Source organism: Faecalibacterium prausnitzii (assembly GCF_003287405.1).
GTDB lineage: Bacteria > Bacillota > Clostridia > Oscillospirales > Ruminococcaceae > Faecalibacterium > Faecalibacterium intestinale.
Genome location: NZ_PRLD01000001.1, coordinates 113,649 through 128,286, shown reverse-complemented (window position 1 = coordinate 128,286; position 14,638 = coordinate 113,649). Strand labels below are relative to the sequence as shown.

Here is a 14,638-nt window from a genome sequence, read left to right as displayed (position 1 = left end):
AGCAGCTTCTGCAGAAGGCCGCATTTCATCACACAACTGGGAACAAAAAGCCCACCAGCGAGCCGAGCAGCACGCCTGCCACGACCTGCAGCGGCGTGTGGCCGACCATTTCCTTCAGATGCATATTCTGCAAAAAGGGAGCGTTTTTCTCGCTCACATCGATCCACTGGGCGATCATCTGGTTCAGCACCTTTGCCTGCTCGCCAGTCTCGTGCCGGACGCCCATAGCATCGTGCATGGTGATAATAGCCACCACGCAGGCCACCGCAAAAATGGGCGAGGAGACCCCGGCGCTGCGCCCGGTAACAATGGCCATAGCACAGACGGTCGCACTGTGTGCGCTGGGCATACCGCCATCGCCCCACATCCGCTCCAGCTGAAACTTGCCCAGCAGAATAAAGTTGATGATCGTCTTTAATACCTGTGCAACGAACCAACTGAGAAGCGATGCGGTCAAGATCTGATTGACCAATAAGATGTTTTGAATAAGCTGCATATCCGTATTCCTTTTTCTTTAGTTTTTGCGCACCAGAAGCTGCTGTGCCAGCTGCTGCAGGAAAGCCGCCTTTGCACCAAAATGCTGCTGCAGATCACTACAGATCTGCTCGTTCAGCTTTTGCGCCAGCGCCATTGCACCGTCCACTCCGTACAGAGTGACAAAGGTGGTCTTACCGTTTTCACTGTCGCTGCCAATGGGCTTGCCCAGCTGCTCTGGAGTGCTGGTAACATCCAGCACATCGTCCACGATCTGGAACACCAGTCCCAGCCCGTATGCGTAGGATGCCAGTATCTCACACTGCTGCGGTGCTGCACCGGCCGCAGCAGCGCCCATCTGGACGGCGGCGTTGATCAGCGCACCGGTCTTGTTGCGATGGATAAGGCGCAGCTGTTCCTCGGTGGCTGCCAGCGCTTCATATTTCAGATCCAGCTCCTGTCCGTAGACCATGCCGCGGCTGCCGGCACCTGCGCCCAGCGCACGGGCGGCTGCTACGCAGATCTGCGGTGCAGCGGGCGCATTGGCGATCACCTCAAAGGCCTCGGTCAGCAGCACATCACCGGCAAGCATTGCCGTTGACTCGCTGAAGGCTTTGTGGCAGGAAGGGCGTCCCCTGCGCAGATCATCATTGTCCATGCAGGGCAGATCGTCGTGGATCAGCGAGTAGCAATGCAGCATCTCCACGGCTGCTGCAAACTGTGCAGCTGCCTGCATCTCGCCGCCCAGCATATCGCAGACGCTGAGCGTCAGAATTGCGCGGATGCGCTTTCCGCCGCCCAGCAGACTATAGCGGGCTGCTCTGCACACCTCCGATTCCTCGGGCAGAAAACGGGCACTGGCAGCATCCAGTGCAGCCGTAGCCTGCAGCAGATATTCCTGATATTGCGCCTTGTATTCCATTATTCTTCCTCCTGCTCCTGTGGTGCTTCTACGGTCTGTGCGAGCCTTGCATTGATCTCCTCGATCTGCAGCGACGTTTTTTCCAGTGTCGCGTGGCAGTACTGCATCAGGGTGGCAGCTTCCGCATACAGCTTGACGGAATCTGCCAGCGAGGTATCCTCCTGCTGCATCTGCGCAAGGATCGCGTTCAGCCGATCCATTCCTTCTTCAAAGCTTTTGGGTGCTCTCATTGATCTCCTCCACCGTTTCTACACGGCATCGTGCCTGATATTGCCGGCTGCGCACGCAGATGGTCTGCTCCGGCTGCAGCTGCTCCATGGTGCAGACCTTGCCTTTTGCATCGGTCACCAGAGCATAGCCGCGAGCCAGCACACGGTACGGATCCAGTGATGACGCCAGTGCAGCCGCGTGCTGCAGCTGCACGTTTTTATCATTCATACGCACTTTTTGCCGCGTCTGAATGGCCTGTTGCATCTGCTGTAGACGGCTTGAATACTGCTGTAAGATTTTATCCGGCGCGTTCTGCTCCAACAAAAAGTTGTATTGTTCCAGACCATTATAACACAACGCGAGCCGTTTTTGTATATTTTTGTGAATATTTTCTTCAATATTTTTTAAAATGCGCTGTTGCTCTTCCCGATCCGGCACTGCAAGCTCTGCGGCAGCGGACGGTGTGGGTGCACGCTGGTCGGCCACGAAGTCCAGAAGAGTGTAGTCGATCTCGTGTCCGACAGCGCTGATCAGCGGCGTTTTGCAGCGAAACGCCGCCCGGGCGATCTCCTCAGCGTTGAACACCCACAGGTCCTCCCTGCTGCCGCCGCCCCGTGCCACAATGATCTCGTCCACCCGCCCGCTCTGATCCAGTGTGTGGATGGCGGCAGCGATCTGCCGGGCGGCTTCAAAGCCCTGCACCGTTACCGGGCACAGCAGCAGCCGGACAGACGGCCAGCGGCGGCTGATCACGTTGCGGATATCCTGCAGCGCCGCCCCGGTTTTACTGGTGACGACACCAATACATTTGGGGTACGCAGGCAGCGGCTTTTTATGTGCGGGGTCGAACAGACCTTCCTTTTCCAACCGAGCCTTCAGCTGTTCCAGCGCAAGCTGTGCCGCGCCCAGACCGTCCGGGAACATTTCGTTCACATAGACCTGAAACGCGCCGTCCCTCTCGTAAAGGGTAGCACGGCAGCGCACCACCACCCGCATCCCTTCCTCTGGGCGAAACGCCATACGGCGGGCATCGGTGCGAAACATCACTGCTTTTACGCTGCAGGCTTCGTCCCGCAGAGAAAAATAACAGTGTCCGCTGCGGGCGTTCTGCACAAAGTTTGCGATCTCGCCGCGCAGGGCAAGATCAAACAGACCGTCGTTGACGTCCAGAAGCGTTTTGACATAATGGTTCAGCTCTGATACCGAGATCACATCAGCCATAGCCCGGCCTCCCGCGCAGCAAGAATGGATACGCCGATGGCGTTATCGCTGGAATACTGCCCCGGCACAAAATAGACCTGCGGCAGACGCTGCTGCACCCATGTGCGGATGATATCGCTGCTCATCACGCCGCCGGCACAGACCACCGGCAAGCCGGGGTATTCCTTCTGCGCAGCCTTCGTCATGCGGGCAACAGTATCCGCTACGCAGAGCAGGCAGTACTTGCAGACGTATTCCGGTGCTTTTCCGGCCGCAAGCAGGGCGTTGCATTGGTTTTCCAGCCCGGAAAGGCTGCATTGCAGCCCCTTTACGCTGGATTTTGGGCGGATCTCCTCGGTGCACTGCGCAGCAAGGCGCGAGACCTCGGCACCTGCGGGGAAGCCAAAGCCCAGTCGTACGCCTACGCGGTCCACCGCCTGACCGGCGTACAGATCGGTACTGGTGCCAAGGGTGGTGATGGTACGCACCTGATCGCACAGCAAAAGATCCGTGGTGCCGCCGGAGATATGGAACAACAGCACCTTCTGGGAGAACAGCGCCTCGCCCTTTGCGGCATACAGCGCCGCCGCAGCGTGTCCCTGCTGATGGGTGGTGTAGATCAGCGGAATGTCCCGCGCCGCCGCAAAGGCAGTTGCGGCGCTGACACCAGCCAGAAAACAGGGCATATAGCTGCCCTCCACCGGGCGTGGCTTTTGCGAAACGCCTACGGCATCTATTTTTGTCAGGTCGAATTCCTGCGCCAATTCCTGCAGCATCTCCGGCAGAGCCGCCGTATGATGGAACAGTGCATCGCTCTGCCGCAGGCCAAGCTGTCCGGCTTTTACCGGCAAAAAGCGCTTTTTTGCGCAAACAACCTCCCCGGCTGTATCAAAAACTGCCAGAGAGGTTGCATAGTTGCTTGTATCGACCCCGAGCGTATAACGGCTCACTGTTCAGCCGACTCCGCGACGGCTTCATCACTCAGACCATGGTCGCGTGCCACAGTACCCAGCAGGCCATTCACAAACTGGTAGTCCTCGCCCGCGCCGTACTTCTTGGTCAGCTCCACAGCCTCATTGATGGCAACGCCGGGCTTGTTCTCGCCGCCGAACAGCATCTCGGCCACAGCCAGACGCAGCACGGTCAGGCTGACGCGGGGCAGACGCTCCATGGTCCAGTTACGCAGATGGGCACGGATCTCGTCATCCACCTCTGCGGAATGATCATAGTAGGCATTCAGCAGCAGACGGCTGAATGCATCCACAGGATGTTCTTCATCGTTCTCGGCATGGTTGGACAGTGCCTCGGCAAGAGGAATGTCACCAAAGGTCTGCGAAAACGCCAGCAAAAAGGCGTTTTCACGGGCTTCTCTACGGGGCAGAATATTTTCCATAATGTTCCTTTCGCAATACAAACCCTCCCCGCCGGGCGTGCCGGGAGGAGGATCGTTTCTGATATGATTTTTTGCTGAATTTGTTACTGCGCTTCGGTAAGGCCTGCAATGACCAGATCCACGCGGCTGACCGTCACATTGGTCATGTTCTGTACAGCAGACTTGACGTTCTCCTGTACCTTTTCAGCCACAGAGGGGATCCGTGCGCCGAACTGCATCATCAGGTGCAGGGTGATGCTGGCTGTGCCGTCCCGCATCTCCACCACCACAGGCGGCTGGATGCTGGCAGATTCCAGCAGGCTTTTCAGCTTTTTGTTCTGCACGCCGCAGGATACCTCGGCAACGCCATCCACTTCCAGTGCGGCGCAGCGGGCGATCTTACCCACGACCTCGGTCGAAATCTGAAGGCTGCCGCCCTGAAGATCCATGTTCTGTAAATCCATTGTGCTGTCCTCCATCCAAAGGCTGCTCCGGCGGCGGTCTCAAATTGTTGGAACCGGTCTGCCGTGCCCGCCTTTTGTGTTCAAACGCGCCCTTGTGCGGTGCATAAAGGCACGCAGCATTCATTTTTGATAGAGTTATTATACCATCAATGCGGGGGCAATTTCAATACTTGTTTGGAAAAGAAGATGGAAATCAGCACGGAATGGCATCCCGGCAGCGCATACAGCTTTCTGCCTGCAAGAAAAACTGCACCTGCGCCGCCGGGGTGTCCGCATAAATAGAGTGCGATTACTTTACCTCCACCACCGTGATATTCTGGGCGGTCACACTGCTTTTGTTCATCACTACATCCCGGATCTGCGCCACCTGTGCCGCCGTAAGCGGCTCGCCTGCCGTCATCACGGTCAGGTCTGCCCTCCCTGCTTGTAAAAAGCACAGGCAGTCCGCAAAGCCCTTGGCGCGCACCAGTGTCTCGATCTCATTTTCTGCGTTCAGATCTTCCAGCCCTGCCGCCATTTGTGCGGTGTACTCCTTTTTCTCCTCCGCTGTCAGGGAGGAGGACTTCAGACTCTTTTGCAGGGTGTCCATGGCTTCATCGTGTGCCTTTTCCCGCTTGAGACGGGCCTGTTCAAAAAAGCGGGTGCCGCTGTCGTTTGCAACGCTGACAAGCTGTGCTTCGCCGTAGTTTTTGCTGGCACCGGAGGCCGCTTCTGCTTCTGTGGGCAGCGCATCCGTGATGGTGGTCTCGGCATCTGCTTCCACCGGCTCTGCCGAGACCATGAGGGTGTCGTCCTCTGTCTGCGGGGTGATGTCCGCCCGGGCATACTGCCAGTTTAAGTAGACGGCAATGACCAGTGCCGCCGCCAGTGTCAGGGCGGTGACCCTGCGGGTGTTTCTGGAAAGTGCTCTCATAAAACGCTTCCTCCTTTGGGTTTTCGGTAAAACTATTTCGGTACTTGATCAAAGCAGCGGCTCAGCGCTTGCGCTGTTCCACACAGATGCGGTTCGTGGGCAGATTCAGCAGCGAATGCAACAGCTCGGTGATGCGGGCTGCAATGCGGACATCTCCCCCGCCCTCACACAGCACGGCGACCCCGCAGACCTGCGGCAGATAGGTTGTCTCGGCAAGCGCAGAGCCATCCTGCAAAAGAACATGGGTCTCCTGCTGCTGCAGCTCCCCGGTCTGGGTGTCCACCGCATAGACGGTCTCCTCTCCGGTGGTCAGGGTGACCATGACCGTGGTGCGCCCCGCTCCCTGCAATTGACTGATAAGCCCTTCCAGTTGCTGCTCCAGCTGGGTCTGATACTGGCTGACGGTGGCTGTTTGGGCGGTGGATGCCGCTGCTTTCTGCGTATCGCCACCGGGTAAAAGTTCCGACAGCAAAAGCAGCAGCATTGCCAGTACACCGACAGCCACCGCCAGCGAAGTGCGGCCCTTGCTGCTTTGCAGAGAGCGAAAAACGGAAAGCAATTCGTTCTTTTTCATGGTGTGCTCTCCTCCGCTGCCGTTGGAGCACCCAGCGTCTGCTGCAAAAAGCTGAGCGCTGCCTGCTTTTGGGCTGCGGTGCAGCCCGCCGGGAAAGCAGCAACAGCCTTTTTTACCACGACCTGCTGCCCGGCTTTTTCCAGTGTGACTGTCACACGAATATCCAGCCCGAACTGTTGACGGCACTGTACGGCGCAATACTCCTCCAGCCGGGCTTTGGTCTGGGTCAAGATCTCCGTTTCCAGTACATCCGACTGTATAGCAGACAGAGCCGCCGGGGCTGTATTGCCCGAAAAAGCGGCCGCAACCCTGCCCGGCAGGTGCGGCAGCTGCGCAAGAAGGACTGCTAAAATATATAGCCCGGCTACGGCTTTTATGCACCGGCCAGCCCAGCCTTGTCCGCCAAAAAGACTGACCAGCTCCGCCCCGATGCACGCCATGCAGAACACTGCCGCAGCCCGCTGAAATGCCTGCATCTAACCACCCCCTGTCAGCATCAGCAGCACGATGCCCACCACAAACAACATGAAAAACAAGGCCGTGACTGCCGCCATACAGCGCGCGGCTTCAGCAAAGCATTGCAGCAGCTTATGGCATTGCTCCAGCCCGCCGATCCCGGCAAGCCAGCTACAGCAGGACAGAAAAAACAGATGTACCAGCAGCCCGAGATACAAGGGCGCAAACTCTGCCCCGATGCTGAGCAATGCGGCAATACCAAGGGTGCTTTTGAGCAGCTGCATCCCGGCCAACACCGCGTCTGCCGCGCTGCTCAGCGCCTGCCCCACGATGGGCACGCTGCCGGTCAGCAGCTGCCCCAGACGAGAGGTAGAACGATCCAGCTGCACCGTTACCACGCGCTGAATACTCATCAGGGCGGCAAACGCTTTGCCCGCCCAGCCGATGGCCTGCCGCAGCAGCCGCCCGGTCAGGGTGCAGCCCTCGGACAGGCTTTTGCGGGAGCTGATGCCGCAGGCCATGCTGATGGCAAGGTAGCTGCGCAGCAGCGGCTGCAGCCAGAGAGTGACCGCCTGTGCGATAAAACACAGCACCGTGAGCAGAAAGCCGTTTGCAGCCGCTCCGGCGTTCCACTCCCCGCCAGCCGCCAGTACGCCGCTATATACCGGCAAAAAGCCCAGCAGATAGCTTTTCCACCCGGCCATCCGGGTACACAGCGCGGCGGCAAGCTTGTCCAGTTCCTGCCACAATAAAACGCCACAGCCACCGGCAGCAGCCAGTTCCAGCAGTGCTTTGTCGGCAGTGTCCTGCAAGAGAAATGCCAGCCCGGCTGCAAGCGATAAAAAAAGCAGAATAGCGGCATATTGTTGCAGCGCATCCCGCAGCAATTGCACCGGCTCGGCGGCAAACAAACGCAGCAGGGTGCCCAGCGGGTCTGCCGCAAACTGCTCGGCCTGCACAGGTGCTTTTTCGAGATAAGTCTGCCACGGTGCGACTTCTGCAGCCGCAGCTTTCAGAGTAGTTTTGCTGCACAGAATGCTCAGTATTACCACGCAAATGATAAGGCTGCGTTTTTTCATCCCACCAGCCCCCAGATCGTCTGGAATATCTGTTCCAGCAGCGGCCATACTGCCGCCAGTACAAGACACCGCCCCGCCAGCCCGGCGCACCATGCAAGGGCATCCGCTCCGGCTTCCTCGCAGAGAGTACGGACGTAATCTGCCAGCAGCAAAATCCCAGCGCTGCGCAAAAGGCAGGAAAATGCTTGCGCATTGGTGCGCTGCCCCAGCTGCACGAATGCTTGCAGTACCCCGCGCAGCGGCTGTGCCAGACGGAGCAGCAGCCACACCGCAGCACCCAGCGAAAGCAGCAGTGTAAACGCCGGGGAGTACCGCTGCAATAGAATGCCTGCAAAGGCTGCCAGCAACAGCGCCGTCAGTACCGGAACTGCCGCGCTCATAGCGCAAACAAAGACCGGATGGTAGCAAACAGGGTACTGATCTGCTTGACGAGAATGGAGAGCACCACTACAAGCCCGGCCAGCGTGGTCATCATGGCCTGATCCTCCCGCCCGGAGCGGATGAGCAGCTGATTGAGCACCGCGACTATGATGCCGATGGCCGCAATTTTGAACACAAGCTCGATATCCATCCGTTTCTCCTTTGTCCCATACAGCCTTTACAAAAAGAGCAGCGCCAGCATCATGCCGCCTGCCAATCCCAGACGGTGCGGCAGACCGGCCTGCCGCTGTGCTGCGCGGCGTGCCTGCTGCAAATAGTCCTCGAACCGCGCCGTATAGTAATCCAGCCGTTCGCATTCCTGTGCGGCCTCTGCACGGCCAAGACCGCCAAAACATTCTGTGAAGCAGGCGCGTTCTGTCGCCGAAAGCTGCCCCGGTGCAGGCAGCTGCTGCAATGTGCCATCGTGAGTTTGCGCTAACACCCCCTCGCGGCAAAGCTGCCGGTAGAGGCTTTGCAGGTCTGCCCGGCGGTACTGTATCTCCTGCCGGATGCGCTGTAATAACGCGATGGTGCGCTGCAAGGCGGCAAGATGCAGGGTGGTTTTGGCTTGTACTGCGTCCCCCGCCAGCCAGCCGCACAGCGGGAGCAAAAGCAGACTAAACCCGCGCAGAAGGCTGCTCATACGGCACGCACCTCCCGGATGCAGCCCGGCGTCTCCCGCCCGGCAAGGACGACCAGCTGCCGCAGCATCCCGCGTTGCAGCAGGGTCTGCACCTGTGGGCGGCACTGCGCCTGTGCGGCATCCGGCGCATGGATGCTGGCAATAAAGTCCACCCCGCTGAAAAAGCCCTGTTCCAGTGCCATCGTTTCCTCCAGACTGCCCAGCTCGTCCAGCAGGATCACTTGCGGTGCCAGTGTGCGCAGCGCCATCTGGACGGCACGGGCTTTATCCACCCCGCCAATGCGCTCCAACGGCGGCAGGGGCTGCTCCGGCGGGAAAAGTTCCCCCCGCTCGTCCACCACTGCCACCAGACGCTGCCGCTCGGCCAGCGTCAGGGCGATGGTGCGCAGCAGGGTGGTCTTGCCGCTGCCGGGTTCTCCCACCACCAGCAGCCCGGTAAAATGCTGCTCCAACAGCTTGTCCAGCGCGGGCGGCAGGCAGATGGCGCAGCTGCGTGCGATTCGCAGGTTGAGCGAGGTGACCTTTTGCAGCGCAATGCTCTGCCCTTCCCGCTGCACGAACTGTCCCGCTACGCCCACACGGTTGCCGGCGGCAGTGGTCAGGTAGCCCTCGGCAAGCTCCCTTTCATGGGTGTGTACCGAGCCGTTGCAAAGGGTGTGGAAGATCTCCTCTATCTGCAGCGCATCCAGCCGCATTGCAGCCAATGCCGGTGGACAACCCGGCAAAACTGAAGCAGCGCATTGCCGTCCTTGTACGGCAAAAGTGACCGCACAGCCTATACGCAGCCGCAGCTCCTGCACGCGCACTGCCGTTTGTGCAGGCAACTGTGCCAGCGGTGCTGCCAGCCAAGCGGGAAGGGCTTTGACAGCCCGGTAATACTCGTCCACTTTGGTTTCTCCTTCCACGAAAGCTTTGTGCTAGCATTGTATGCGCTTTGCGCGTTCTTAGAACTGGGAACAATCAAACAAAAAAGCCCCTGCAACAGCGTTGCAGAAGCTTTTGAAATTATTTGTATTTTGACATTCGGAAGGTCACTTTAAGTCGTTTCCTGTTCTGCCGGGGCATCTTGCATCATGGCAAGGAACTCCTGCTCGGTCAGCACCGGCACGCCCAGCGCCTGCGCCTTGGTCAGCTTGGAGCCCGCCGCCGCACCAGCCACCACATAGGCCGTTTTTTTGGAGACAGAGCCGCTGGCTTTGCCGCCGTTTTTCACGATCAATGCTTCGGCTTCGTTGCGGGAGAGGGTCTCCAGCGTACCGGTGACCACCAGCGTTTTGCCCGCCAGCTTGTCCCCCTTCGGTTCGCCCTTCCACTGCATATTGACCCCGGCATCTGCCAAGCGGTGTACAAGGTCGGTGGTGCCTTCCTTAGCAAAGAATTCCACCACGCTCTGCGCCATCACGCCGCCAAAACCGTCGATCTGGCTGATCTGCTCTGCGGTGGCTTCCCGGATGGCCTGCAGCGTGCCGAAATATTCTGCCAGCAGCGCGGCTGCCTTATCGCCAATGTTGCGGATGCCAAAGCCGAACAAAAGCTTATCCAGATTGTTCTGCTTGGAAGCCGTAATGGCCTGTAACAAGTTGTCTGCGCTTTTCTCCTTGAATTTGTCCAGTTCCAGCAGCTGTTCCCGGGTCAACGTGTAGATATCCGCTGCAGAATGCACCAGCTCTTTTTCCACCAATTGGGTGGCCACTGCCTCGCCCAAGCCATCGATATCCATGGCGTCCCGGGATGCAAAATGGATGATATTGCGCAACGCCTGTGCCGGGCACTCCGGGTTTACACAGCGCAGGGCAGCCTCGTCCTCCAGATGCACCACCGGCGCACAGCAGGAGGGGCAGACCGTGGGCATGGTGTAGGGTTCAGCGTCCTCCGCATGATGGGTGACCCCGATGACCTCCGGGATGATATCGCCTGCCTTACGTACCTGAATGGTATCCCCGATGCACAGCCCGAACTGCCGGATGAAGTCCTCGTTGTGGAGGGTGGCGCGGGCTACCGTGGTGCCTGCCAGAAATACCGGGTCAAAGCAGGCAGTGGGGGTAAGCACGCCGGTGCGTCCCACAGCTACCTCGATGCTGCGCAGGGTGGTCTCCTTGACCTCCGGCGGGTACTTGAAGGCAATAGCCCAGCGCGGGAATTTGTTGGTAGAACCCATCAACTCCCGCTGGGCAAAATCGTTCACCTTGATAACCGCACCGTCCATGTCAAAATCCAGCTTGGCACGGTTCTGGCCGATGTTCTCGATCTCGGCAATGGCGTCCTCGATATCATGCACTACATGGTAGCGCGGCGAGACCGGCAGGCCAAGGCTCTTGAGGTAATCCAGACTTTCGGAGTGCTTGGTCAGGGTCTTGCCACGGATCTGCTGCACGTTGAACACAAAGATGGAAAGTCCCCGGCTACCGGTGATACGGGCATCCTTCTGCCGCAGAGAACCGGCCGCTGCATTGCGGGGGTTTTTGAAGGGTGCAGCGCCCTGCAATTCCTGCTCGGCGCACAGGTGCTGAAAGGCCTCATGGGGCATATACACCTCGCCGCGCACCTCCAGAAACTCCGGTGCATCTTTAAGGGTCTTGGGGATGCTGCGGATGGCACGCACGTTTGCGGTAACATCCTCGCCCACCACGCCGTCACCGCGGGTAGAGGCGCGGACAAGCTGCCCATTCTCGTACTCCAAGCTGCAGGAAAGACCGTCGATCTTAATTTCCACAACATATTCCGGCTCTACCCCGGCTTCGCGGACGCGGCGGTCAAAGTCCCGCAGCTCATCAAAGGAAAACGCATCCAGCAGACTTTCCATCTTAACGGCATGGGTCACCTTGGGCAGTTTACTGCTGGCGGTGCCGCCCACCTTCTGGGTGGGCGATGTCGCTGTGACAAGCTGGGGGAACTGCGCTTCCAGCTCCTTCAGCTCCCGCGTCAGGGCATCGTATTCAAAATCTTCCAACTCCGGTGCATCCTGATCGTAGTAAAGCCGGTTGTTTTTCTCAATAACTGCGCGCAGTTCTTCCACGCGCTTTTTAGCCTGTTCCAGTTCCAAATATTCCACTCTCCCGCGATATGATTTTATTTTCTGCCTGCTGTGCTCAATGCAATCTACCGAGCGCAGATCGACCCGGGCAGAAAACATTCTGATTCTATAAACTGTACTTCAGTATACCACATCCATGGATGGTCTGCAAAGTGTAAAATACAAATCGTATTTTTGAGTGTTCTTACGTATTGAAATCGATATCAGTGCAGTACTTGCGTTGATTTCAAATCACCTGTCGAAGATACTAAACGTATACTTGTTATATTTTGCAGCGTTGATTCGTTTTATTTTTGAATTTCTTTTATTGGATTCACCAGTAATTCTTTGTACTGTATTTTCTGCGCAGCACGAACAAAAAACACCCCTCCCCGGCGCGGTAGCTTATGCTGTCCGGGAAAAGGGTGCGTTTTTTCGATTATTTACAGCCTTACGTTCAGGTGACTGGGATCAGCAGCCGCTGTGCCTGCGGCAGGCTGGTAAGCTCTTCCTCCAGCTGGTTTGCCGCAAGGATCTGCGCCGGGGCCACATGGAACCGCCGGGCCACCGCAAACACCTCCTCCCCCGCCTGCGCGTAGTAGATGCGCAAGGCGATCTCGGGGTCGGTGTCGGGCAGCGGGTCACCAAGGATGATACTGCCGATGACCGGGCTTGTGGCACAGCCTAAGATCGTGCCCTCTGCCCGGACTGTAATCGTTGCTTCCAGCGTACCGCCCGCACAGGTGCATTGCACGTTCTCAGTGCTGAGCCAGCATTCCGGCACAAGCATAGTTCCTTCCGGCGGTGTGATGGGCAGCGGGATATTGACCTCCAAGGTTTTCTCGTAGCTTTCCAGCTCGCCGAGGGTATTTTCTGCGAGGGCTGTTACCACTGCTTTGGCGGTAAGCACCCAGCCCTCCCCTTTTTGGACGGTCTGCTGCGGACCGTAGTGCACAAAGCAGGCCCGCAGCTGCGCCCCTGCATCCGGCAGCGGGCCGGAGCCTGTGGCGGTGGCGGTATCGTTCAGGGTGCAGAGCAGCTGCTCCGTGACAAGCGGCTGCGGTGTGAGCTCCGTTTCAAACCGGGTGGAAAAAGCATCCACCGCTACTTGCAGCTGATAGCTGCGCCATGCCCGCAGATGCAGCATGACGTTTGCCGTCAGCTGGGCAGCGGCGCTTTCTGCCTGCGACAGGGTAAACCCCACCGGCTCTGCCACACATAAGCAATGGCAGTCCTCGGTGATGCCCTCTAGATCTATCACCTGCTGGAAGGGCAGCGCCGCCGCCTGACTTTGCAGGGCAGTATCCCCTTCTGCCCGCCACGCGCACTGCACCCGCAACTCCCCCTTGACCACAGCTTTACCGGCAAGCAGCTTTACCTCTGCCACACAGGCGTTGCCGGTAATATCCAGTACAGCCGCCGGAGGCTTTGCAAAGACAAGCTCGCCCTCCAAAGTGACCAGCTTATCCAGCACGGCCACGCTGCGCACGCCTTGCAGTGTGCGCAGCTGCTGCTCGATACCGCCATCTGCCAGCGCCGTAATGACCTCGGTCTTGCACTGTGTGTGTACCGTGACCACCAGCCCATAGGCACCTCGCACCTCGATGCGGCGCGGGTCTGCCGCGCGGGTGTTGAGGTACTCTGTCTGCCCTTCCACCACGGCTGTCCATGCGGTAAAAGCCAGCTCCGGCAGTTCCAGCTGCCGGGTGAAGGGCAGCTTTTGCTCGGTCTGGCACAAGCCTTTTTCCGCTTCGCTCTGGTAAAACACTGTGCATCGCAGATAGCCCTCTAAGGTAAGTCTGCCCGGCTGCAGCTGCCGCTGCAGCACCACCGGGTGGACAAAGCACTTTACCAGCTTACCCACCGGCGGCAAATCGTCCGAAATGCGGATCTCGGTCTCCAGCGGAAGTTCTGCCTTTACGGTACAGCCCGCCCCGCCCTGCGGCAGCGTGTCCCGGAATATCTTCAGTTCCATGTGCAGTGCGCTCCTTTCCCTGTCCGTTTCCGTAAGAGTGTATGCGGCAGCAGACGACGGTATGCCGACAGCAAAAGACCGGTGTGCAGCAGCTGCCACACACCGGCCTTTTATGGATTCAGTTCTCTTTGCGGATGCCGAACAGCTTGCGCAGAATGCCGCACAGCGCTTTCGGGCTGCGAATGACCACTACCTGCATCTCCACCCCGCCTTTCGCTCATGTTTACCCCATTATAGCGTCTGACAGGCAAAAATGTTCCGGGAATGGTTCAATCCGCGATGGTCTCCACCACCACCAGCGCGCCCTGCCGGGTGCTGATGGTGATGCAGCTTGAACCTTCGGCGTACTCGTTGCTTACGCCCAGCGGATAGCCTGCTGTGAGTACGGCATCCTCCAGCTCGTAGAAGGAGCCTTTTTCATACACGCCCTCGGCGCGCCCTTCCATGGGGAAGGCTGAAAAGTAGAAGAACTCCTCCCTGGGATAGCTGCGGCTCTCGCCCGGCAGCACAAAGGTGATGCGGGAGCGCTCGTCCTGCAAGGCGGCACGGATGCCGCGCTGCTCCAGCCCAAGGCCGGTGCACAGGTTTGCAAGGGTATGCTCCACCCGCCTGCCGCCCAGTGCACCCAGCAAAAGCACCTCGTCAAAGCCCTTCTGTGCAGCAAGCTTTGCGGCATACTCGGTATCGGTGTCGTCCTTGACGTGGGGAAGAACAACGATATCGTCCGTATCCTGCTGCGGACAGGGAGCGGAATCAAAGTCGCCTACAATGATATCTGGTTTACAGCCCAGCCGCACACAGTTGCGGTAGCCCGCATCGCAGGCAATGATAAAATCATCGCTGCGCAGCAGGCGCTTGAGCTCCGGCTGCACCGGGCAGGCGGAAAGGATCACACAACGGGACATTATATTCTTCCTTCCGTA

Annotated in this window: 19 protein-coding genes; all 19 read right to left on the bottom strand. The window is 58.5% G+C overall.

All coding sequences use genetic code 11. The features are described 5' to 3' along the window. Positions 1–28 precede the first annotated feature (28 nt). The 19 genes from C4N24_RS00600 to C4N24_RS00510 all read right to left on the bottom strand — a co-directional run bounded on the left by C4N24_RS00600 (position 29) and on the right by C4N24_RS00510 (position 14,620). The gene (locus C4N24_RS00600; protein WP_112089881.1) at positions 29–496 is read right to left on the bottom strand and encodes a divergent PAP2 family protein; all 468 of its coding nucleotides are present in this window, start codon (positions 494–496) and stop codon (positions 29–31) included. A gap of 18 nt (positions 497–514) precedes the next feature. After that, positions 515–1,396: a polyprenyl synthetase family protein gene (locus tag C4N24_RS00595; RefSeq protein ID WP_112089880.1), complete on the bottom strand. Its 882-nt coding sequence runs from the start codon at positions 1,394–1,396 to the stop codon at positions 515–517. After that, positions 1,396–1,626 carry an exodeoxyribonuclease VII small subunit gene (gene xseB, locus C4N24_RS00590; protein WP_242983146.1) on the bottom strand — a complete coding sequence of 77 codons (231 nt, stop codon included), beginning with the start codon at positions 1,624–1,626 and terminating at the stop codon, positions 1,396–1,398. Before xseB ends, C4N24_RS00595 begins: the two co-directional genes overlap by 1 nt. Next, positions 1,604–2,827: an exodeoxyribonuclease VII large subunit gene (xseA, locus tag C4N24_RS00585; RefSeq protein ID WP_112089878.1), complete on the bottom strand. Its 1,224-nt coding sequence runs from the start codon at positions 2,825–2,827 to the stop codon at positions 1,604–1,606. The genes xseB and xseA overlap by 23 nt, the downstream gene beginning before the upstream one ends. Next, positions 2,815–3,756, bottom strand: a complete 942-nt coding sequence (locus tag C4N24_RS00580; RefSeq protein WP_112089877.1) for a glycoprotease — start codon at positions 3,754–3,756, stop codon at positions 2,815–2,817. The genes xseA and C4N24_RS00580 overlap by 13 nt, the downstream gene beginning before the upstream one ends. Next, positions 3,753–4,199, bottom strand: a complete 447-nt coding sequence (gene nusB / locus C4N24_RS00575) for a transcription antitermination factor NusB (protein WP_112089876.1) — start codon at positions 4,197–4,199, stop codon at positions 3,753–3,755. The genes C4N24_RS00580 and nusB overlap by 4 nt, the downstream gene beginning before the upstream one ends. An 83-nt stretch (positions 4,200–4,282) precedes the next feature. Beyond that, entirely contained in the window at positions 4,283–4,657 is a 375-nt protein-coding gene (locus tag C4N24_RS00570) for an Asp23/Gls24 family envelope stress response protein (protein WP_112089875.1), read from the bottom strand. A 274-nt stretch (positions 4,658–4,931) separates the two neighbouring features. Further along, complete coding sequence (locus tag C4N24_RS00565) at positions 4,932–5,555, bottom strand: SpoIIIAH-like family protein (protein ID WP_112089874.1); 624 nt, start codon at positions 5,553–5,555, stop codon at positions 4,932–4,934. A gap of 61 nt (positions 5,556–5,616) precedes the next feature. After that, the gene (locus tag C4N24_RS00560; protein ID WP_112089873.1) at positions 5,617–6,129 is read right to left on the bottom strand and encodes a stage III sporulation protein AG; all 513 of its coding nucleotides are present in this window, start codon (positions 6,127–6,129) and stop codon (positions 5,617–5,619) included. Next, positions 6,126–6,605 carry a hypothetical protein gene (locus tag C4N24_RS00555; RefSeq protein WP_112089872.1) on the bottom strand — a complete coding sequence of 160 codons (480 nt, stop codon included), beginning with the start codon at positions 6,603–6,605 and terminating at the stop codon, positions 6,126–6,128. Before C4N24_RS00555 ends, C4N24_RS00560 begins: the two co-directional genes overlap by 4 nt. Beyond that, the gene (locus C4N24_RS00550) at positions 6,606–7,664 is read right to left on the bottom strand and encodes a stage III sporulation protein AE (protein WP_112089871.1); all 1,059 of its coding nucleotides are present in this window, start codon (positions 7,662–7,664) and stop codon (positions 6,606–6,608) included. It lies immediately after the preceding gene. Then, positions 7,661–8,044, bottom strand: coding sequence for a SpoIIIAC/SpoIIIAD family protein (locus C4N24_RS00545; RefSeq protein ID WP_112089870.1), 384 nt, complete (start codon positions 8,042–8,044; stop codon positions 7,661–7,663). The genes C4N24_RS00550 and C4N24_RS00545 overlap by 4 nt, the downstream gene beginning before the upstream one ends. After that, positions 8,041–8,235 (bottom strand): stage III sporulation protein AC, encoded by a 195-nt coding sequence (gene spoIIIAC / locus C4N24_RS00540; protein WP_005925971.1) that lies wholly within the window; start codon positions 8,233–8,235, stop codon positions 8,041–8,043. The genes C4N24_RS00545 and spoIIIAC overlap by 4 nt, the downstream gene beginning before the upstream one ends. Before the next feature lie 27 nt (positions 8,236–8,262). After that, positions 8,263–8,727, bottom strand: coding sequence for a hypothetical protein (locus C4N24_RS00535; RefSeq protein ID WP_112089869.1), 465 nt, complete (start codon positions 8,725–8,727; stop codon positions 8,263–8,265). Next, entirely contained in the window at positions 8,724–9,614 is an 891-nt protein-coding gene (locus C4N24_RS00530; protein ID WP_242983145.1) for an ATPase, T2SS/T4P/T4SS family, read from the bottom strand. Before C4N24_RS00530 ends, C4N24_RS00535 begins: the two co-directional genes overlap by 4 nt. A gap of 149 nt (positions 9,615–9,763) precedes the next feature. Next, the gene (gene ligA / locus C4N24_RS00525; RefSeq protein ID WP_112089867.1) at positions 9,764–11,779 is read right to left on the bottom strand and encodes an NAD-dependent DNA ligase LigA; all 2,016 of its coding nucleotides are present in this window, start codon (positions 11,777–11,779) and stop codon (positions 9,764–9,766) included. 418 nt (positions 11,780–12,197) lie between these two features. After that, the gene (locus C4N24_RS00520) at positions 12,198–13,715 is read right to left on the bottom strand and encodes a DUF3794 domain-containing protein (RefSeq protein ID WP_112089866.1); all 1,518 of its coding nucleotides are present in this window, start codon (positions 13,713–13,715) and stop codon (positions 12,198–12,200) included. A 118-nt stretch (positions 13,716–13,833) separates the two neighbouring features. Continuing rightward, on the bottom strand, positions 13,834–13,914 hold the full coding sequence (gene spoVM / locus C4N24_RS15840) for a stage V sporulation protein SpoVM (protein WP_015538484.1): 81 nt from the start codon (positions 13,912–13,914) through the stop codon (positions 13,834–13,836). 70 nt (positions 13,915–13,984) lie between these two features. Then, positions 13,985–14,620: a thiamine diphosphokinase gene (locus C4N24_RS00510; RefSeq protein WP_112089865.1), complete on the bottom strand. Its 636-nt coding sequence runs from the start codon at positions 14,618–14,620 to the stop codon at positions 13,985–13,987. Positions 14,621–14,638: the final 18 nt, after the last annotated feature.